The following is a 17,964-nucleotide window of genomic DNA, read 5'->3' as shown; positions in this document are numbered from 1 at the left end:
CCTGGTGGCCATTGCGAGGGCCCTACACCCGATCCCTTCCCGAACTCGGCCGTGAAATCCCTCAGCGCCTATGATACTGCACCTCAAGGTGCGGAAAAGTCGGTCGCCGCCAGGTCCCCTAGCCCACTCACAAAAACTCCCACACACCAACATCACATACACCACCGCGGGGTGGAGCAGCCCGGTAGCTCGTCAGGCTCATAACCTGAAGGCCGCAGGTTCAAATCCTGCCCCCGCAACCACTTCCATCATAATTCTCTCACAATCGACGTCTGATCGCCATGAAACACTGGCTCATCAGATACTTACATGCGTCCCGACCTTCGAAAGAAGGCCGGGGGATTACGCGCGTTCACGCTATGCCATGGCCAACAGGGCCGCTTCAGACAGTTTTCACATCCGTTCAGAACGAAACGTAGAAACCAATGAAGAATATCATCATGCGTGATAACGCAGTGAGAATATTGTCGGGGCCAAACCAGGCAAGCTGCACGCAATACTAGATATGACCTAGAGACTGACCTGACCGTCTTTTGGTATGGAGCATCATTACCTGGCGGTGGCGTCTGGCCACTACAGGAAATATCCTGGAATTTTGTCCGCTGTCCGTTCGAGACTTTGGTGATCCGGGCCATGTCTGGAAGAATGTTCGGGCTAAGGCCAGCAGGCAGTCTTATGCTCCACAGCAACGCTCCGGTTCATAGTGAAGCAAAGCACAGGGAATGGCCAAGGGAAAGCCGTAGATGGAAATGCTTTCCCGAACGAATTGAAATTTTCAACGTGATGCAAGGTCGGTGGATGGCGATCACTCAGGAGAACCTAGCGGAGCATTACTCCCGCTCACATTGGGAGCCCATCGGGCTACGCAAAGCGTGGGAAGAAATCGAGGCCGGGGCGTTGCTGACCCGGAAGCAGAATTGACCCTCCACGGGAAGAGCAGGAGCAAGCACTTCCTCCTTCTCTGCAGCTTCCGTCATTCGAGGAGCGGCTGGACGCCCGGATGCCCGAAGTGCTCGAAATCTGGGCTGCCTCTCAGACGGACCATATCACTTCACAATGGTGGTCGAAGAGCTACTTCATTATCAATGGCCACTATCTACGATCCATCAACGGGCACTTGCTCAAGCCATGCGCCAGGCTGGATGGACCTCGCGGAGAAATGCAGCAACGAGGTTCTGGAAAAAAAACGCTTGATGAAGATATCGCCCTTTCTCGTGAAAATATTCAGCGGGGAAGGGGCCTTAAGGGGGGGAAGCAGTCTGTCGGCTTTTCTATTCGAGCGATCAAAAGCAGACCAATTATCACCCATTTCTGATCCGTCAGATCGCCTCGTGCCATGTCTGTTCCCTCTGCCCGTTATCCCCAGGCATCCCCGGGCACAAAGTGAATCAGATCTCAGGCAGACCATACAGTCCTTTTGCCAACGTGATCTAGGATCGAGCATCTACATTACCCATGACTGGTAATCGCATAATATTTGTGGTGATATATGTCACGTTGAAAGGCTTTTGGGTGATCCTTGAAAGAAATCTGGAGAAATTAATTGAGCGATGATTTTTTTATCGGTGATTTAATCAGAGCCAAACAATCCGCTGTCGATGCAGCAGTTACCACCATAGCCAAGAGTGCTGCGGGTCCATATTTCTTGCAGCGGCGTCCTGCTTTGGTATTAGGATACTATTCCCTTGGTATTGGCAATCGAGTGAGTGCATGGATCGCTTATAAGCGGAAAAATGGAAAATGGTACGAATACGGTTGGCCCGTAAATCTAAATAAATACGAGCTAGTTTCCAGACCCAAAAACACTGCAATTCTTAATCCGTTTGAAGCATGGCAAAATATTCCTCAAGCGAGACACATTACTCTCGTTAGATCAAAGAAATGTTTCTACAGTTACCAGTGGGCTGCGGGAACATCGACAACCGATCCCGATACACCCCTGCTGTATCAGTCTCTACCTATGTCAGCCGCTGATCTGGGGGCATATATTCGGCTTGCTCTCTCTAAGACGAGCGATCACAGATCACAAAGGATCGATGGGAAATTTTCGGAGGTTTATCTTCGTGAAATTGCTATCAGATCCAACGAAAGTGGTGCACCCATAAAGGAGGAGCTTTCGACAAAATTTAAACTCGAACCTACCAAGCTTCTTTCCACACGATCGCAAATATCTATAAACCAATTATTTGATTGTTATGAATTACATCCTTCAGTTCAATATGGTGGAAGCGATATGTTTGTTTCCATAAATGAAAGTGATGAAATTTTAGGAAAGGCGGTACTTGAAATGCTCGATAGACCCTACATGGCAGAAAAGAAATATTGCGAAAAATATTCCTATTTGTCGCATGTGATGCCCCATCTGGAAAAATCCATCATAGATGCGGAATTTTAATATTCATTTATAATCTTATTGATCTTTCTATCACCTAGGTCCTTTCATCATATTGCTAAGACGCGTCGTTTGGGCGGGTGCCAGCGTGACTGCAGCGGTGATTTGGGAAATCTCATCGGCGGAAAACAACGCCGGAAAGATGAAGCGCTTTTCCAACTCCTCCAGCACCACGAACCACGAGATATATTTCATCTTATGATCGGGATTGCGCATGCCTTCGGCAAAAATCTGGGGCAAGGCGCTGCCTTGGTAGGCTTGCAAATGCCCGGGATCAACGGCGATTGCCGTCTTGCTCATAATGTTCAAACCAGTAGTCATAATGATCCGGCCGAAGGGGCACTGAGATCTATGACCTCCAGTTCTGTCAATCGGACAGTGACAGTCAATATCCCGTGCAGTGGGGCTGTTTGGTTCTTTGCGATATCGACTAAGGAGGAATCGGCAAAGCGGGTCAAAAAGCTGTCAATCTCATTGAGCTTAATTGGCTCGGTGAATTCGTGTTCTATCGACTGCCAATCATCGTCAACCGCGCCAATTTCAAGCCGAGCGATCGTAACACCCAAAATAGTAACGCCAGTCACGACACAGCAAGGCGCATGCTCCCTTGTGGCCGAAGGTGTGCAGAGAAAACCAGTGCTGCTGGAGGAAAAGCCTCTCACATCCATGCCAGGGGAGGCTTCGATACGGATAGGCCACACGGATCTTGTCAATATTGTCAGTCTTGTGAGGATGCATTGCTTGTATCCAACGTAAGGTGGCGACAATAGCGAGAAGAAGGAGCGTCAGATGAGTGACTTAACGGCAAGTAGCGTGACTTCGGAAAGCTCGTGAGCAGGTGCACATACCGAGCTTGCGGCACCATAATTTGTACAACAGCTAGCTAAATTTGTCCGCATATAAGAGGCGTTCCGGTTTGTCCAGAAGGCCGGACAAAAGAGGGGCGGATTATGCGGCTCCGCGAATGGTCGGTTTCAGAGTAACCGGACGCGCCAAGCCGCAGCACTGCCCCCCACCAAAGTTCCAAATGCGGTCTATCGCGGTTCACCTAAAAACGTCTGCTTTCGGGCAGCCAACATCCCCACTTCGATGTCTCACTTGAGGCGACTGCCGTCGGTTTTCCTACTTTGTCGTCTCAAATTCAAAGTCCTCATACCGTCACGTCTGTATGCGGAATTAACCAGAGAGTGTCTGCTGCTCGACCAAAATCATCATGAGCGCCGCCGACTGATTCAGGCGCTCAACAGGGACATTATCTCGCGCTTGAATGGAAAGGCCATGTATAAAAGTCGCAACTGCATCTCCGAGGGCTTCCGTATTGCAATCCGGCCTGAATTCTCCGGCTGTTTTAGCTTTCGCCATACGCTCGATTAGTGTCAGTGTCTGATGTAGACGCTGATCTGCCAGCCATGAACTGATTTTTTCATTCGCTGCAGAGCAATTCGTGGCGGCTACGACGACCATGCAACCTTTCGGCCCTTCCGGACGTGTATAGAGGGCGATGGCTTCACGAAATATTCGTTCTATCGCGCGAACCGCTGACGCCTCTTCTGCGAGAATGCGCTCTACAAAGCCGCCTTCATGCGCTTCGTAATCCTCTACCGCCTCCCGGAAAAGCTGTTCTTTAGAGCCGAAAGCCGCATAGAGCCGGGCTGACGCGAGCCCCAATGCCGAGACAAGATCGGCCATGGACGTGCTTTCAAAGCCTTGTGACCAGAAGAGATCACGGGCTTTGCGAAGCGCCTCATACCGGTCGAATTCACGCGGTCTGCCTGCCATGGTCTGCCTCATTCTTTAATGACCAACCAATAATTCACTTGACCGATCAGAGCAAGGTATGGATTTCTTTGTCGACCGACAAAGAACAGGAGAGACAAATGTCTGTAGGACTGAATCAGAGGCGTAGAACATTGACCATGGACTTTTATCTGGGGTTCGTCGCAGCCTTGCTTTTGGGTCTGCTTTCAACCCAAAAAGCCCATGCTGGACAGCAACTGCCGCCCAACTTCCACTCAGAGGACCAGACGGTTGATGGCGTCCATCTGCACTATGTTGAAGGTGGGTCGGGCCCCCCAGTGCTGCTGATTCCAGGCTGGCTCCAGACATGGTACGCTTGGAGAAAAGTCATGCCATTGTTGGCTCAGGCAGGCCATCACGTCATCGCAGTAGATCCCCCCGGAATGGGAAGCTCTGACCGTCCACTGGACGGATATGACACAGGTACAGTCGGGACCCGACTGGATCACATGATGAAAAAGATCGGTTATTCGCACTACGCCGTCATGGGGCATGATATCGGCATGTGGATCGGCTATGCCATGGCTGCTGACCATCCTGATAGCGTATCACGCCTGATACTGGTTGAAGCCATCATCCCTGGCCTTTTGAAACACGAGCCAGAAGTTTTTATGTCGCAATCTCAAAGCGCATTTTTCTGGCAGTTCATGTTTAACCAGCAGCCGGAACTCCCCGAGATGCTTTTGAAGGGTCGCGAGAAGCCCTTCATGGCTTACCTGTTCCGTCACTGGGCTGCTCATCCGGAGCGGATTGCGCTGGATGCTTACGCCCGTGTCTATCGATCGACAGACGCAATCCGCCCCCAGATGGCATATTACCGAGCCTTCCCAAAGACGATTGCTGACAACAAATTACGCGCGCAGTCTCGGCTTCCTATGCCTGTTTTGGCTCTCGGAGGAGATCATGGTGTCGCAGATTTTCCACGGGAAATGATGACGCCCGTTACAACCAAACTAAGTTCTGGCCTTTTAAAGGATTGCGGACATTTTGCTCCAGATGAGTGTCCTGAAGAAATCGGGCGCCAAGTCATACCATTTATTCAATAAAATTTTCTTCGCTCAGGGCATAACCAAGGGGTTGTCCGCTTTAGGCATCATTTAACTTGCGTAAGAATGTCCGACATTTAGGCGCAAGCAACCTGTCTGCTGCTGTTTACTGAACACCAGGCAGTTTAGCAGAGAAGATGATCGGTCCGTTACGGGATGTGACCTATATGCCGTGTGCATCCGATCATTAACAGTGTCCTACGTTTTATTGCGCCCTATTCGAAAGCGATTTGTGATTGGCGTGCTTTTTAGAAATTATCTGTCATGAAGCGTTTTTTCATGGCGGTGAGAAACATCCTAACGTTAACGGACTGGCGTTCTCTGGCAGGAAACAGCATGAAGACAGGTAAGGCAGACGTAGGAATATCTGCCAGAACCCTGCAAAGCTGTCCTTTTTCGATAAAATCGTGGGTTTGGTACGACAACGCTCGGGTAATACCGAGGCCGTCTCTGGCAGCCGCAAGGGCCGCGTCGACACTATTGACGTAGAGGCGGGGTGAAACTCTTACTGAAGGTTCATTCTTTCCACCCAGTCGCCATTCCGAATGTCCAGTCGCATATTCATCGATATCGATGAGACTGTGCGCCGCGAGATCCTCAAGGCTCTGTGGCTCTCCGTGCTGTGCCAGATAAGCCGGGCTGCCGACAAAGACTTTCCGGACCTCGCCGATTTTTTGCATTTTCAAGGCACTGTCCTGCGGCGGGGCAATCCGGATGGCGAGATCGATCCCTTCCTCCACAAGATGAACAACACGGTCTGTCAGGAAGAGCCGTATGGTCAATTGTGGCCAGGCTTTCAAAAGGTCCGTGACAACGGGAAGAACATGTAGTCGCCCGAAAACAACCGGAGCGGTAATCGATAATATCCCCTGAGGCTCCGTCCCCGCGCCTCGTGCAACAGCGACCGCATCATCCAGGTCGGAAATCGCCGCACGACACCGGACCAGAAACTCCGCACCTTCGGTCGTCAGATGAACAGATCGCGTTGTACGGTTGAACAGGGAGAGCCCGAGGGTAGTTTCCAGGCTTCTGATCGTCCGGGTCACTGTGGTGGCGGAAAGACCTAGTTTCCGGGAAGCTCCGACAAAGCTGACCTGATCGGCTACAGCCATGAAGATCCGTAATGTCTGAAGGTCGATCAGAGGTCTCTCCTGCAACTCAGTTGATTATGAGCGTAAACCGCAATATTGAAGTGCATTTTTAAGGGATTATCGCACACCTCATCCCGTGGAAAGACAATGCTCCTGTTCAGTCGTTCTTTCGGGAGTTCCCATGAAACTCTACTATCATCCTCTTTCGGGACATGCGCATCGAGCGCATCTCTTTCTCTCTCTTGCCGGCCTGCCTCATGAGTTGAAGCCTGTTGACCTTGCCGCAGGTGAGCAGAAGACCGCGGAATTCCTGAAGCTGAATGCATTCGGGGAAATTCCCATCCTGGAAGATGGCGGCATCATTATTCCGGATTCCAATGCCATCCTTGTCTATGCGGCACGGAAAGTCGGTCCGTCTCATTGGCTGCCCGAGAACGCAGTAACGGAGGCCGAAGTGCAACGCTGGCTATCTGTAGCAGCGGGAAAGATTGCGTATGGATGTTGCGCTGCACGGCTAGTAACAGTTTTTGGCGCATCTTTTGATACGACAGAGGTCATCCAGCGCGCTCATGACGCACTCAAAGTGATCGAGCAGGCCCTGAAGGACAGAACCTGGATCGCAGAAACCCAGCAGCCCACGATCGCGGACGTCGCTCTCTACAGCTATATCGCAAGAGCACCTGAGGGAAATGTTGATCTATCGGGATATGACGCGATTGCTGTCTGGTTGCACCGTGTGGAGAACCTGAAGGGCTTTGTCCCACTCCAGAAAACCGTGGCTGGCCTGGAAACGGGATGCGGGCAATGAACTTTGCGCACCTGAAGCTCGATCATGTCGGCATTCGCGTGACAGATCTCGACGTTTCTGAACGGTTCTATGCCAAATTCGGCTTCATCCGCGATCCGGAAGAGTTCGCTCCGGCCGTGAAAGCCTGTGGCCTACACCACCCATCCGGACTTCGTATCCATCTCATTTTCAATGGCGTGCCAGACCCGGCTGGAAACGTTCTGATGGACGTTCCTGTCAAACGCCCGGGCTATACGCACGCGGCGTTCATTGTAGAGAGCATGGCAGATCTGGTGCGCTGGCTGGACCAGGAAGAGATCGTCATTACGGAGGGGCCAGTCCGGATGGGGCATGACAGACGCATTGTCTGTTTCATTCGCGATCCGGACAAGAACGTCCTCGAGTTCAACGAAATCCTCAAGTGAACAATCTTTGTAGGCCATGACGCGCGCGCGCTTTGCGGAAGCTGACACGGCCCCGATAACGTCGATAAAGAAGGCGTAAGCAGACCTGCTGCTTACGCCTCATCCCTGACATAGAGAACGACGACTTGTGTCCCCGTTAGCGGACAGTTTGCGACAATTGATAATGCCACCGTCGGTTCAAGCGCATTCCGCACGTCTGCATATCGAAGCAGTTTAAGAAACCGTGTTATGGAGAAAACCTACATTTCTATCTCCGCGCCGCGCTATAATAGACGTCATTAAGCTTCTATCTCGCCAAGAGCGACCCTGGCGGCAAAAACTATATGTATAGATCCATCGTTCACTTGAATATATACGATTCCCCCGTTTCGACTATGTCAAATAGCATCATGTTCTTTTGGCTCTTGGGGGAACAACAGGAGATTTTTTAAAGGAATCCCGCAAGTTAACCGTTTTCCCAATCGGAAGCATAATCTGTGGTGAATGTCTCTTTACTAACTCACTACTTGGAATGATAGACGTTGATAATAATTTTTTCTTTTTATCGTAGATTCTAACCGGGTCTCCACCACGGAGAGATACAAAAATTACCTTATCAAATGGAAAATTTGCCGAACTCAACAAGTAATTTTTATATTCATTTAAATGGTCAGTGAATAGTGTTTCATTTAAAGAAACCATTTCACTAAAACATACAATAATCAATTCATCATAATCTCCAAGTTGTCCATATTTTTTATGGTTTTCAAGTTTCTTGAAGATCCCATCATAAATATAATTCGAAGATATTGTCACAGCCATATCTTTTTCTGGCCATATATCTTCTTATTCTCCGGATAATATTGCAGTTTGATGTTTTTCAATCGCTTCTGCACCAAATTTCTTATCATTTGTATACGCTGAAAATTCTTCATCATCTACTGTAGTGATTTCAATTCCGATGCGCAGCTTTTTGAGACGACCTAAACTTTTTTTGGGCTTTAGAATATCAATAGCAAAATCGGGTTTATCCGTTTGGCTTTCATCACATTCAAATTTTCCATATAAGAGTTCCAGCAATGGAGAAGCGCGGCGGAATATTTCTTTTTCTAAGTCACGTTTAGATAATTTCATCCTAAATCTTCCCAAAATTATAATTATCGACTAACTAATCCGTTATCAATAAAAAGTTTAGATACCATTTCTGTCATAAGTGGTTTTGGTAGGTTCGCATTTCTACAGAGTTTGTTGATTTGACCAATGGCCCTATTCTTGTCTGAATTAAGCGTTAATCTGACGGGGGAATTACATTTCTTTACTTGAGACAAAATGGATACTTCAGCAGCTTTCGATCCCGAAATTTGTGCATCTATAGTAATCATTAGACGTAAAATTATATCACAAAAACCAACGACACCTCGTAAGCTTAATTCCGTTTTTTCACCAAGAGTTACGGGATAATATTCAATTCTTTCTTTTGTGTGCATTGCCGATGGGGATGATACCAGATGGAAATTATTATATGAATCTAGAAGTCTTTGATCGGCTTTCCCTCCATTATGAATGTGGCAATTCCTAAGTTCCTTAAAATACTTGTAACACTTAAGCATGTTCCCTTGTTGAGGAATGAATACTTTCTTATGCTTCAAAAATTGGGGCTTGAAGGAAGCGGTCATAACAGACGATGGTGAGGCGTTAACTTGAGAAATAAAAACTGAAAGACCCGATGAAACTCCGTCCCCCTCCTGATATAAATTTCGATCACTCATAGTGGAGATATTTGAAGAAGCAATCATGCTTCTTGCCCAACTCTCATAAATTGCAAAAGCGTTAGTCAAAATAAATTCTGAAAAACGCGCCTTCTGGTCTATCCAAGTTGTATTCGTATGCATGGCTCGAATATCTGCTCCATGAATATCGCTGCCCACAACGAATCTGGATGCGACATCTTCATATGTAGCGTTAGGAACTGCATTTAAAAAACCATCTACTTGCCAACGCAGATTCCAAAGAGCGATGGCTGTTGGCCAAACAAAATCAAATAATCTTGTAATTTCGGAGGTAGCTATATTTGTTTCTGGAAAAGAAAATCCGACCATAAAAAATTCCTGCATTGCAGCTATTCATAAATTTGTTGTAATATAATAAGAGAAGTCCCTAATTGTATCAACCCAATTAAAGAGCATCTAACCGCCAATCATTTTCATAGCCGACCATCTGCTTCCCCCCCCAAGTCAGCCGCGAGCCTCAGAATAGTTACAGACCTGCGTGAGTTGGAATGTCTCTCGCAAAGAGGGCCAGAGACGATCAGGCAGTCTTTCCGGCAGCAGACGTTGTCCTTGCATGAGCGTCTGTGGAACACGCCTCGAAAAGACCTTTTTGGGTCTTTTTTGTGCCCCACCCCCTATGTCCGATAATGTAAATTAACGGACATAGGGGGTGAAGAGGGGGCGATTTTCAAAAAAAGGCTAAGGCTTACCCTTTTATCTTTTTAAGGTTACGCAAAACGCCTCAAGGGTTCATCAAAACTCAACGGGCGTGACGTCCAGAGCCTCCGATCCCGATGGCCTTGACGTTGAACCTATCCCGGGGAGCCAACGCTGTGTCTCCGATGGGACCGGGTCCAGGTCCACCGAATAGATGGACGTGTCGCGGTTTAGTTCCGGACCTTTAAGACCGAAGAAGGTCGTGAAGAAGAGTTGGAATGGGACGAGTTTACATAGCTGAGTTCAGAAGCAAGGCAGCCCGTCTTGCTCTGAGCAGTGATCTTTCGTGAGAGCGCATTGCCGAGGACCTGAGGATCGGTTCTTCGACCTTGAAGACATGGATCCGTATGCCCAGAAGCACGACACTGTCGTTGCTTACACAACGGATCATACGGCGTTATTGCGTAAGAATGAGAGATTACGTCGTGAGAACCTTCTGCTAAAAGAGGCGACACAGTTCTTTTGGAACCAAAGATCGTGAGGTTTGCGTTCATTGCGCGGTATCACGGTCCGCTTTCACGCGAACGGGTCTGTCGGCTATTTGGTGTCAGCGACCGAGGTTTAAGAGCGTGATGTCGCCCGGTTCGTGCCCGCAGAACAGGGGATGATGCTCTGATGGTCCATATCCGCACCGTTCACGAGCAGAGCAGGCGAAGTTACGGACGTCCCCGCATGTCAGAGGGCCTCAGAACTTGTGGCTTTTCTGCTGGACATCATCGTCTGGGACGGCCGATGCGGGAGACTGACATCCGGGTTGCCCGAATGCGGCGCTTCAAAGTGACCACGACAAGTTCGCGTAGGCACAGTATTGAACCCAGCCTTCTGGGACAGGACTTCTCCACAACACCATAACCAGAAATGGACAGCGGACATCACAGAGATCTGGACACGTGAAGGCTGGGTTTACCTGAGGGTGATGCTGGACCTCTTCTCACGAAGAGGCATCGGCTAGAACCTTGAGGTCCTTATGACCGCAGATCTTGCCACCGCAGCGTTACAACGCGCTCTTGCCTTGCGTCAGCCACTACCAGGGTGCGTCCATCATGCGGATCGTGGCAGTCAGTATTGTTCAGAGGCGTACCGTCAGTCCCTTTCTGCTCATGGCTTTCTCGTGTCCATGAGCAGAAAGGGAAGCTGCTGAAATAATGCTGTAACTAAGAGCTTCTTCAAAACCCTGAAAGCGGAACTTCTGTGACGACAGGCCTGGAGCACACGTCAGGAAGTCGAGCAGGATATCACGCGCACCATCAACGATTTCTACAATCCGCAGAGGCGGCATTCCGCACTCCAGTGGAAAAGCCTTTTGGATTATGAGCGAAACGTCGCTTAACAGATAAACCAGGGGCCGGAACTTAAAATCCCGACACGTTTAATCAAGAAGTGCGCGCCTCGCTACCGTGGCTTATCTTCACCTGTTTGCGCCTCAGTTTGCTGCAAGAGGTGCATCCGTAGCGCGTCTATGAAAACGCGGATTTTTGAGGAAAGGCTTCGGTGCGCGGCGTAGACAGCATGCGCTTCCACGGTTTCTGTTGTGAATGTTGGAAGGATCCTGACCAAGGTTCCACGCTCAATGGCTGGTCGAGCGAGAAAATCAGGCAAGCGTCCAATTCCAGCACCGTGCTCCAGCAAGACCTGCAATACGGCGGGCTCAGGCACAACGGAGCCAACGGGAACAGGAATACGATGCTCGTGTTTCTGCACGTCCTGGAACCGCCATATCGTGGGTCGATCAGTCCATCCGAGAAGGACGTGATTGGTCAGATGTGCTGGTGTATCCAAGGGGCCTCGTTGAGCAAGATATGCGGGACTGGCACATGGCCATAACGCGATGTGACCCAGTTTGCGCGCGATCAGGTCTGAGCTGGGCAGGGCGCCGATACGGATGGCTATATCCACATTCTCCCGAGCAAAATCTACAACGCGGTTTTCCGTATCGAAGTGCACGTACAGTTCGGGAAAACGTTTGAGAAAATTAGGAAGCATCGGAGCAACGAGGCCAAGCGCAAAGGTCATTGCAGCATTGATCCGCAAGATACCTCGCGGCTGTCCTGTCACACCATCAAGAGCAGCTTTTGCTTCATCTAAATCATCCATAACCCGACGCGCATAGGGCAGAAGCATCCGTCCTGCCTCCGTCAGCCGGAGAGCCTGCGGGCTGCGTTCAAACAACTTCGCTCCAATGATCTCTTCAAGACGAAGTAGCGCTCGACTAAGGGAGGATTTTGGGGTGCCTGTTGCTCGAGCGGCTGCACTCAGGCTCAAGGCATCTGCAATATGTATGAAGCAACGAAGATCATCAGAGTTCATTGGTGAACGTTCCATAAATGGGACGCAACGTCTACGATAAGATATCTTCTCTTCACAAGCGGAACAGCATAGTGTCGTCCTTCAACGAGGGGACAACCATGTCAAAGCCAATTATCCTGATCACAGGTGCGACCGGGCAACAGGGCGGCGCTACCATCCACGAAATGTTGCGTCGCGCAGGACCATGGCAAATCCGAGCACTGGTTCGTGACCCGCAGGCTCCAAAAGCTACTGCTTTGGCAAAGCTCGGGGTCGAACTGAGACAGGGCAACCTGGATAACGAGCAGTCCCTTCGGGCAGCACTTCGAGGTGTCCATGGGGTGCTGTCCGTCCAATCTCCCATGAAAATCGGGTCGTCGGGAGAGGAGCGTCAGGGCAAATTACTGGCGACGTTGGCTGCGGAAAGCGGTGTCCGTCATTTCGTGCAGTGTTCTGCCGGCGGAGCAGAACGCCAGAGTAGGGTGCCTCATTTTGAAAGTAAGTGGGCCATTGAGCAGCATATCGCGTCACTCGGTCTCAATGCGACCATTCTTCGGCCAGCGGCTTTCATGGAAAATTTTTCCACCTTTGTGTTCCGTACGACAATGCTTTCGATGATAAAAACCTATCTGGCTCCAAAACAGTCAATGCAACTTGTTTCGATCCAGGATGTCGGATGGTTCGCTGCTGAAGCATTCGAGAGGCCCGAGCAATTTTCTGGACGAAGTATTGAACTGGCGGGCGACACTGTCACCTTGCAATCTGCCTCGTCCGTACTCCGTCGCTCAGGTCTGCGCCCTACACTGTCCTTCAAGATGCCAGCACTGCTTTGCACGCGGTTACCGGAGGATTTCCGCCTCATGTTCGAATGGATCGCACGCGAAGGGTTTCATGCTGATATTGCCGGTCTCCGTCGTGAGCATCCAGGTCTTCTGACCTTGCGCGACTGGGCAGACTGTAGAGCGTAATAGAAGTTTTATCAGAACTGCTTACTTTTGTCCGGATCAAAGATAATGACAAAAGACGATTTTGTTATTGTGACCAATTCGATAAAATTCTTACTATTACCCGACTGTGTTTCCCCCCGAAAAAGAAGACCTCTCAGTCTTTCGAGAAGCGGATGCGGCTCGGCTAGGCACTTTAGACTGTAATGGAGTACTATGCTACTTCTCTAAGGAACCGCATGATGAAATCATGTGAGAGATAGAAGCGATCATTATCGGCGCAGAATAGTGCGGCCGATCAGGCTCTTATGTTTTTTTGGTGAGTATATCGAATGCGTATTTTGAGAGGTTTGTTTTTAGCGGTATTACAGCTTGCACTTGGGGGCACAGCAGCTGCAGCATCAGACACGACAATCTTTGTACCATCCACCCCATGTTTGACTTATCTGAACTACGCGACCAAGGACGCAGCATCTCCCAATATGCCGGAAGCGCGAAGCAGAGTCATTTCGGCAATGAATATAATGAAGCCGTATATGACGGAGTTTGCCTCGCTTCGTATGGATCATATGGAAATGCTCATGGCGCAGATTACCCAGAGCTTCTTTATCAGGATGGAGCTTGAATGCCGCAGTCATCCCGATCAGCCCTTGTCCGAAGTCATCCGAAAGGTTGGCAACGGCATTGTTGATAACGTGAATGCGAGTTTAGCCCAATCAGGAGATAAAAGGCATCTTCCTTATCCAGCCTTCTGAACAGAGGCGGCGGATTACCAAACTTCCCTGACGATCGGCGTTCCGCCAAGCCAGACAACCATGCCGATGCCTAGCGGACGTCACCGTGCAATATTCATGTCTCTGACAATGTGATGTCCGGATCGGAGATTTGCGGCCAGATAGTCGATAAAGACACGGACTCTTTGTGGCATATAACGATTTGGCCCCATAAAGACGGCGTGCACAGTCTGTGGCTCCTGCGCGGCAAATCTTTCGAGAACAGGGACAAGTTTTCCCGCCGCGAGGTCTTCCTGAACCTGGAACAGTGAAAGCTGTGCGATTCCGGTGCCTGCAAGCGTCAGACGGCGCATGCTTTCTCCGTCTCCCAAAAGGAGATTGCCTTTTGGGGCGAAGGTTCGTGGCTGTCCGGTTTCATCGCGGAACTTCCATTCCGGCGTTTGTCGTCGGAATGCGAACGTCAGACAGTTATGCTTTTCCAGTTCATTGACCGTTTCAGGAATGCCATGGCTTTCCAGATATGACGGAGCCGCCACGGTAACGAAATGCGTTTCCATGAGCTTGCGCTGCAGAAGCCCTGAATCCCGCATCGGACCGATGCGAATGGCGACGTCGGCATGATGCTCGACAAGATCCACAACCTGATCCGTGAGATCTACAGCGAGCCGGATTCCCGGATAGCAGGCCAGGAATCCGGGCAAAAGATCAAGCACGCACTGAAGACCGAAAGGCAGGTTCATGTTGACCCGAACGTCTCCCGTCGGCCGGGGCATTTCATGCAAAAGACCATCTTCCAGCGCCGTCATCTGCTCCAGAATACACTGACTCTCGCGATAGAAGCGCTCCCCTTCTGCCGTCAACTCAATGGACCTGGTCGATCGGTTGAGAAGCCGCGTTCCCAGCCGCGCTTCCAGACGTGACGTCAGCTTGCTAACGGCGGACGGTGACATGTCGAGCCGACGCGAGGCTTCGGAAAATGATCCGGCCTCCACAACGGCCACGAACACTTCCATTTCGCCCGACCGGTTAACATCCCTCAACATATCTGTGCCCTGAATTCATAGCGACTGTGAATTCATGTTCTCTAGTTCATTCGTCTTGCAGGGAGCAAGTTTCACGAAGCTATCCAAACTTTCTGGAGACAGTGAACCATGAAAATCTTTCTTACGGGTGCGACCGGCTATATTGGCGGTTCCGTTGCCCGCTATCTGACCGACTTCGGCCATGAAGTCCGTGGTCTCGTGCGTCAATCCGACAAGGCACAGGCTCTGCAGGAGATTGGTATTTCGCCCGTTCGGGGATCGCTGGATGACGCTGCTCTTATAGCGGAAGAGGCCAAAGCGGCAGACGCTGTCATTCATGCGGCCAACTCTGATCATCTTGCGTCTGTTCAGACCTTTCTCGAAGCTCTGAAAGGCAGCGGCAAGGCCTTCATCCACACATCCGGATCGAGCGTCGTCGGTGATGATGCGCGGGGAGCCTATGAGCGACCGGATATCTTCGCGGATGATACCCCTTTCGTCCCGATGGACATCCGTAAGGATCGCGTTGAAATCAATGAAATCGTCCGGATTGCTGGGGTGCGCGACGGAATCAGGACGATCGTTTTCTGCCCAACAATGATCTACGGGGAATCTCTTGGACTGCCGGCAAAGAGTGATCAGCTTCCCAAACTTTACGCCCAGTCGCGGAAAGTCGCTGCCGGCGCTTATATTGGAACGGGGCTGAACCGCTGGTCGAACGTTCATATCCGTGACCTTGCAGAACTTTATCGACTGGCTTTGGAAAAAGCACCGTCAGCCTCTTACTTTTACGCAGAGAATGGTGAAGCATCTTTCGTCGAGATCGCGACCTCCATCAGCAAGGCGCTTGGCTTTGAGGGCAAGACGCAAAGCTGGCCAGCAGAGGACGCCATTGCTGAACTGGGTGACTGGGCCCGCTTTGCCATTGGCTCCAACAGTCGGGTGCGGGCCGTGAATGCACGGCTGCTGCTCGGATGGGCGCCTCAGCACACCTCCATCCAGAAGTGGATCGAAACAACCGACGTAGTCTGGTGAAGACAGTCTGATGATATCCGCTGCCCAAGCCCCTCTGACGGCAGCGGATCATTTTCTTTTCACACTCCCCTAGGAGCCTTCCATGACCGGCATCGATTTGAGCCGCAGAAGCTTATTGCCATTGGCTGTTGGATTCTGGGCGACAGCATCTGCATCCACGCCTGCTCAACCCCGTATGCCATGGTGGAAGAGCAGTGTGTTCTACGAGATTTATCCCCGCTCATTTCAGGATGGAAATTCTGACGGCATCGGGGATTTTATCGGGATGAAGGACAGGCTGGAATACCTCGCGGAACTGGGCGTTGACGCAATCTGGGTTGCGGCCTGCTTCGACTCTCCCAATGTCGATAACGGGTATGACGTGCGAGACTATCGCAAGATCATGCCGGACTTTGGCACCATGAAGGATTTCGATGCCTTTCTGGCACGCGCTAAGCAACTGGGAATTCGTGTCATTCTCGATATGGTTTTCAACCATACGAGCGACCAGCATGCCTGGTTTGTAGAAAGCAGATCATCCAGAGATAATCGCTACCGCAACTTCTATCACTGGCACGATGGGAAAAATGGTGGGCCGCCCACGAATTGGCAGACGCAGTTTGGAGGTTCGGCCTGGACACTGGATCAGAAGACAGGCCAGTATTATCTGCACTCGTTTGAAGCGCAGCAGCCGGATCTGAACTGGGAAAATCCTGAAGTTCGTGCTGAACTTTACGCGATCCTGAAGTTCTGGGCCGACAAAGGTGTTGATGGTTTCCGGTTCGATGCGATTACTTTCATCGCAAAACCGGAGAAGCTGTACGATCTTACGGCGGAAGAAATTCCTGCACGAAAGACGTTTGCCGATCATGGAGATCGGCTCAGTTTCTATCTGAAAGACATGTACGAGCATGTTTTCAAGAATACAGAACTGTATTCGGTGGGAGAAAACTGGGGCGTGAGCCGCGATGAATATGCTCGTATTACAGACTCACGAAACAAGGAGCTTTCATCCGGATTTCGCTTTGACTTTCAGATCAAAGACAATATCGATGCGTGGCGTAAGGGCACTTTTCATCTAAGTGATTTGCGCGCATTCAATCGTGACAACAGTTTTGACGATCACCCCGGGACGTGGCCTGTTGTCTGGCTGGAAGACCATGACTACTCACGCTCGGTGTCACGGTATGGCTCGCAACTTCCCCAATACAGAGATCGTTCGGCAAAACTTCTGGCAACGATGATGCTTTCCCTGCGCGGGACACCATTTATCTACCAAGGACAGGAGATTGGAATGACCAATTTTCCGTTCAGATCGATCGATCAGTTCGACGATGTATTTGCGCATAACGAATGGCGCTTGCAGGTTGAGTCGGGACACATTTCCCCTCGGGAAATGCTTGTAAATCTGGCGGCAACGACGCGCGACAATACCCGCACACCCATGCAATGGAATGAAGGGACTAACGCTGGGTTTTCTTCGGTAAAACCCTGGATGCTCGTTAATCCGAATTTCCGCACAATCAACTGTTCTACAGAATCTTCTGACCCTAGATCCGTGCTTTCTTTTTATAAGAACATGATCCGGATCAGAAAGCAGTTTCCAGTTCTTATCCATGGAACCTACCAAGACATTTCGCCGGATGATTCACCGATCTACGCCTATATCCGGGAAGATTCCACAAACAGAGCCCTGATTGTTCTGAACTTCTCTAATGACGAAAAAACGTTCTCCCTCCCTGAGAGAAAAACAGTAAAGCGCGTCATTGCCAGCAATATGGATAGAAAACAGATTCAAGGCAACGCCATCCGTATTCAACCATGGGAGAGTATTATTGCTATCGTATAATAAATCCTGAGGTACTAGCGGCGGGTCGCAACCCGCTAGGACAGATGCCCTAGCGTCTTCTTCTCAGTCATCTATCTCGCCGCAACAGCCTTGATTGGGCCAAGGATCCTTG

At 50.2% G+C, this 17,964-nt stretch carries 18 protein-coding genes, 1 tRNA gene, 1 rRNA gene and 1 pseudogene; 12 read left to right on the top strand and 9 right to left on the bottom strand.

From position 1 onward, the window contains the following. From rrf to KP702_RS15630, 4 genes are all read left to right on the top strand, one after another. Positions 1-115 (top strand): 5S ribosomal RNA (rrf, locus tag KP702_RS15645). A 50-nt stretch (positions 116-165) separates the two neighbouring features. Further along, a tRNA-Met gene (locus KP702_RS15640) sits at positions 166-242 on the top strand. Between the two features lie 758 nt (positions 243-1,000). Next, positions 1,001-1,315, top strand: a complete 315-nt coding sequence (locus KP702_RS15635) for a hypothetical protein (RefSeq protein ID WP_215769345.1) — start codon at positions 1,001-1,003, stop codon at positions 1,313-1,315. Between the two features lie 228 nt (positions 1,316-1,543). Then, complete coding sequence (locus tag KP702_RS15630) at positions 1,544-2,395, top strand: hypothetical protein (protein ID WP_202207590.1); 852 nt, start codon at positions 1,544-1,546, stop codon at positions 2,393-2,395. A gap of 30 nt (positions 2,396-2,425) precedes the next feature. Here KP702_RS15630 and KP702_RS15625 read toward each other — a convergent pair whose 3' ends face one another. From KP702_RS15625 to KP702_RS15615, 3 genes are all read right to left on the bottom strand, one after another. After that, positions 2,426-2,692: a hypothetical protein gene (locus tag KP702_RS15625; RefSeq protein WP_215769344.1), complete on the bottom strand. Its 267-nt coding sequence runs from the start codon at positions 2,690-2,692 to the stop codon at positions 2,426-2,428. A gap of 240 nt (positions 2,693-2,932) precedes the next feature. Further along, a complete protein-coding gene (locus tag KP702_RS15620; RefSeq protein WP_215769343.1) occupies positions 2,933-3,130 on the bottom strand; it encodes a hypothetical protein in 198 nt (65 codons plus the stop codon). Positions 3,131-3,568: 438 nt separating this feature from the next. After that, the gene (locus KP702_RS15615) at positions 3,569-4,171 is read right to left on the bottom strand and encodes a TetR/AcrR family transcriptional regulator (RefSeq protein ID WP_202208631.1); all 603 of its coding nucleotides are present in this window, start codon (positions 4,169-4,171) and stop codon (positions 3,569-3,571) included. 98 nt (positions 4,172-4,269) lie between these two features. Between KP702_RS15615 and KP702_RS15610 the strand changes: the two genes are divergently transcribed. Then, positions 4,270-5,235 (top strand): alpha/beta fold hydrolase, encoded by a 966-nt coding sequence (locus KP702_RS15610; protein WP_252348784.1) that lies wholly within the window; start codon positions 4,270-4,272, stop codon positions 5,233-5,235. A 248-nt stretch (positions 5,236-5,483) separates the two neighbouring features. Here KP702_RS15610 and KP702_RS15605 read toward each other — a convergent pair whose 3' ends face one another. Then, positions 5,484-6,392 carry a LysR family transcriptional regulator gene (locus KP702_RS15605; RefSeq protein WP_202208630.1) on the bottom strand — a complete coding sequence of 303 codons (909 nt, stop codon included), beginning with the start codon at positions 6,390-6,392 and terminating at the stop codon, positions 5,484-5,486. A gap of 115 nt (positions 6,393-6,507) precedes the next feature. Here KP702_RS15605 and KP702_RS15600 point away from each other — a divergent pair, with 115 nt between their 5' ends. After that, positions 6,508-7,134 carry a glutathione S-transferase family protein gene (locus KP702_RS15600; RefSeq protein WP_202208629.1) on the top strand — a complete coding sequence of 209 codons (627 nt, stop codon included), beginning with the start codon at positions 6,508-6,510 and terminating at the stop codon, positions 7,132-7,134. Next, positions 7,131-7,538: a VOC family protein gene (locus KP702_RS15595; RefSeq protein WP_202208628.1), complete on the top strand. Its 408-nt coding sequence runs from the start codon at positions 7,131-7,133 to the stop codon at positions 7,536-7,538. The genes KP702_RS15600 and KP702_RS15595 overlap by 4 nt, the downstream gene beginning before the upstream one ends. Positions 7,539-7,925: 387 nt before the next feature. On the opposite strand, the gene KP702_RS15590 is transcribed toward KP702_RS15595, so the two are convergent. From KP702_RS15590 to KP702_RS15580, 3 genes are read right to left on the bottom strand one after another with little or no spacing between them, the layout of a single operon-like run. Then, complete coding sequence (locus KP702_RS15590; protein WP_202208626.1) at positions 7,926-8,339, bottom strand: hypothetical protein; 414 nt, start codon at positions 8,337-8,339, stop codon at positions 7,926-7,928. A 24-nt stretch (positions 8,340-8,363) separates the two neighbouring features. Then, positions 8,364-8,651: a hypothetical protein gene (locus KP702_RS15585; protein WP_202208624.1), complete on the bottom strand. Its 288-nt coding sequence runs from the start codon at positions 8,649-8,651 to the stop codon at positions 8,364-8,366. Between the two features lie 23 nt (positions 8,652-8,674). Next, a complete protein-coding gene (locus KP702_RS15580; protein ID WP_202208622.1) occupies positions 8,675-9,616 on the bottom strand; it encodes a hypothetical protein in 942 nt (313 codons plus the stop codon). 605 nt (positions 9,617-10,221) lie between these two features. On the opposite strand from KP702_RS15580, the pseudogene KP702_RS15575 reads away from it, so the two are divergent. Further along, positions 10,222-11,333, top strand: a pseudogene (locus tag KP702_RS15575) (IS3 family transposase). 62 nt (positions 11,334-11,395) lie between these two features. Here the strand turns inward: KP702_RS15575 and KP702_RS15570 are convergent. After that, positions 11,396-12,310 (bottom strand): LysR family transcriptional regulator, encoded by a 915-nt coding sequence (locus tag KP702_RS15570; RefSeq protein WP_215769342.1) that lies wholly within the window; start codon positions 12,308-12,310, stop codon positions 11,396-11,398. A 98-nt stretch (positions 12,311-12,408) separates the two neighbouring features. Here KP702_RS15570 and KP702_RS15565 point away from each other — a divergent pair, with 98 nt between their 5' ends. Both KP702_RS15565 and KP702_RS15560 read left to right on the top strand, forming a co-directional pair. After that, positions 12,409-13,257 carry an NmrA/HSCARG family protein gene (locus tag KP702_RS15565; protein WP_215769341.1) on the top strand — a complete coding sequence of 283 codons (849 nt, stop codon included), beginning with the start codon at positions 12,409-12,411 and terminating at the stop codon, positions 13,255-13,257. 308 nt (positions 13,258-13,565) lie between these two features. Continuing rightward, complete coding sequence (locus KP702_RS15560; protein WP_202208616.1) at positions 13,566-13,988, top strand: hypothetical protein; 423 nt, start codon at positions 13,566-13,568, stop codon at positions 13,986-13,988. A gap of 80 nt (positions 13,989-14,068) precedes the next feature. Here the strand turns inward: KP702_RS15560 and KP702_RS15555 are convergent, their stop codons facing one another. Next, positions 14,069-15,010, bottom strand: a complete 942-nt coding sequence (locus tag KP702_RS15555; protein ID WP_215769340.1) for a LysR family transcriptional regulator — start codon at positions 15,008-15,010, stop codon at positions 14,069-14,071. 108 nt (positions 15,011-15,118) lie between these two features. Here KP702_RS15555 and KP702_RS15550 point away from each other — a divergent pair, with 108 nt between their 5' ends. After that, positions 15,119-16,024, top strand: a complete 906-nt coding sequence (locus KP702_RS15550) for an NAD-dependent epimerase/dehydratase family protein (RefSeq protein WP_202208614.1) — start codon at positions 15,119-15,121, stop codon at positions 16,022-16,024. 82 nt (positions 16,025-16,106) lie between these two features. Next, on the top strand, positions 16,107-17,852 hold the full coding sequence (locus KP702_RS15545; RefSeq protein WP_252348783.1) for an alpha-amylase family glycosyl hydrolase: 1,746 nt from the start codon (positions 16,107-16,109) through the stop codon (positions 17,850-17,852). Positions 17,853-17,964 lie beyond the last annotated feature (112 nt).

Source organism: Gluconobacter sp. P5B12, from assembly GCF_018812035.1.
In the GTDB taxonomy this organism is placed as follows: domain Bacteria; phylum Pseudomonadota; class Alphaproteobacteria; order Acetobacterales; family Acetobacteraceae; genus Gluconobacter.
The sequence above is the reverse complement of the archived record's forward strand: the minus strand, read 5'-3'. Positions and strand labels throughout refer to the sequence as shown.

Coding starts and splice junctions, on each gene's coding strand:
- KP702_RS15635 (WP_215769345.1), top strand. CDS start 1,001: ATGCCCGAAGTGCTCGAAATCTGGGCTGCCTCTCAGACGGACCATATC.
- KP702_RS15625 (WP_215769344.1), bottom strand. CDS start 2,692: ATGAGCAAGACGGCAATCGCCGTTGATCCCGGGCATTTGCAAGCCTAC.
- KP702_RS15620 (WP_215769343.1), bottom strand. CDS start 3,130: ATGCATCCTCACAAGACTGACAATATTGACAAGATCCGTGTGGCCTAT.
- KP702_RS15615 (WP_202208631.1), bottom strand. CDS start 4,171: ATGGCAGGCAGACCGCGTGAATTCGACCGGTATGAGGCGCTTCGCAAA.
- KP702_RS15610 (WP_252348784.1), top strand. CDS start 4,270: ATGTCTGTAGGACTGAATCAGAGGCGTAGAACATTGACCATGGACTTT.
- KP702_RS15600 (WP_202208629.1), top strand. CDS start 6,508: ATGAAACTCTACTATCATCCTCTTTCGGGACATGCGCATCGAGCGCAT.
- KP702_RS15595 (WP_202208628.1), top strand. CDS start 7,131: ATGAACTTTGCGCACCTGAAGCTCGATCATGTCGGCATTCGCGTGACA.
- KP702_RS15590 (WP_202208626.1), bottom strand. CDS start 8,339: ATGGCTGTGACAATATCTTCGAATTATATTTATGATGGGATCTTCAAG.
- KP702_RS15585 (WP_202208624.1), bottom strand. CDS start 8,651: ATGAAATTATCTAAACGTGACTTAGAAAAAGAAATATTCCGCCGCGCT.
- KP702_RS15580 (WP_202208622.1), bottom strand. CDS start 9,616: ATGGTCGGATTTTCTTTTCCAGAAACAAATATAGCTACCTCCGAAATT.
- KP702_RS15570 (WP_215769342.1), bottom strand. CDS start 12,310: ATGAACTCTGATGATCTTCGTTGCTTCATACATATTGCAGATGCCTTG.
- KP702_RS15565 (WP_215769341.1), top strand. CDS start 12,409: ATGTCAAAGCCAATTATCCTGATCACAGGTGCGACCGGGCAACAGGGC.
- KP702_RS15560 (WP_202208616.1), top strand. CDS start 13,566: ATGCGTATTTTGAGAGGTTTGTTTTTAGCGGTATTACAGCTTGCACTT.
- KP702_RS15555 (WP_215769340.1), bottom strand. CDS start 15,010: ATGTTGAGGGATGTTAACCGGTCGGGCGAAATGGAAGTGTTCGTGGCC.
- KP702_RS15550 (WP_202208614.1), top strand. CDS start 15,119: ATGAAAATCTTTCTTACGGGTGCGACCGGCTATATTGGCGGTTCCGTT.
- KP702_RS15545 (WP_252348783.1), top strand. CDS start 16,107: ATGACCGGCATCGATTTGAGCCGCAGAAGCTTATTGCCATTGGCTGTT.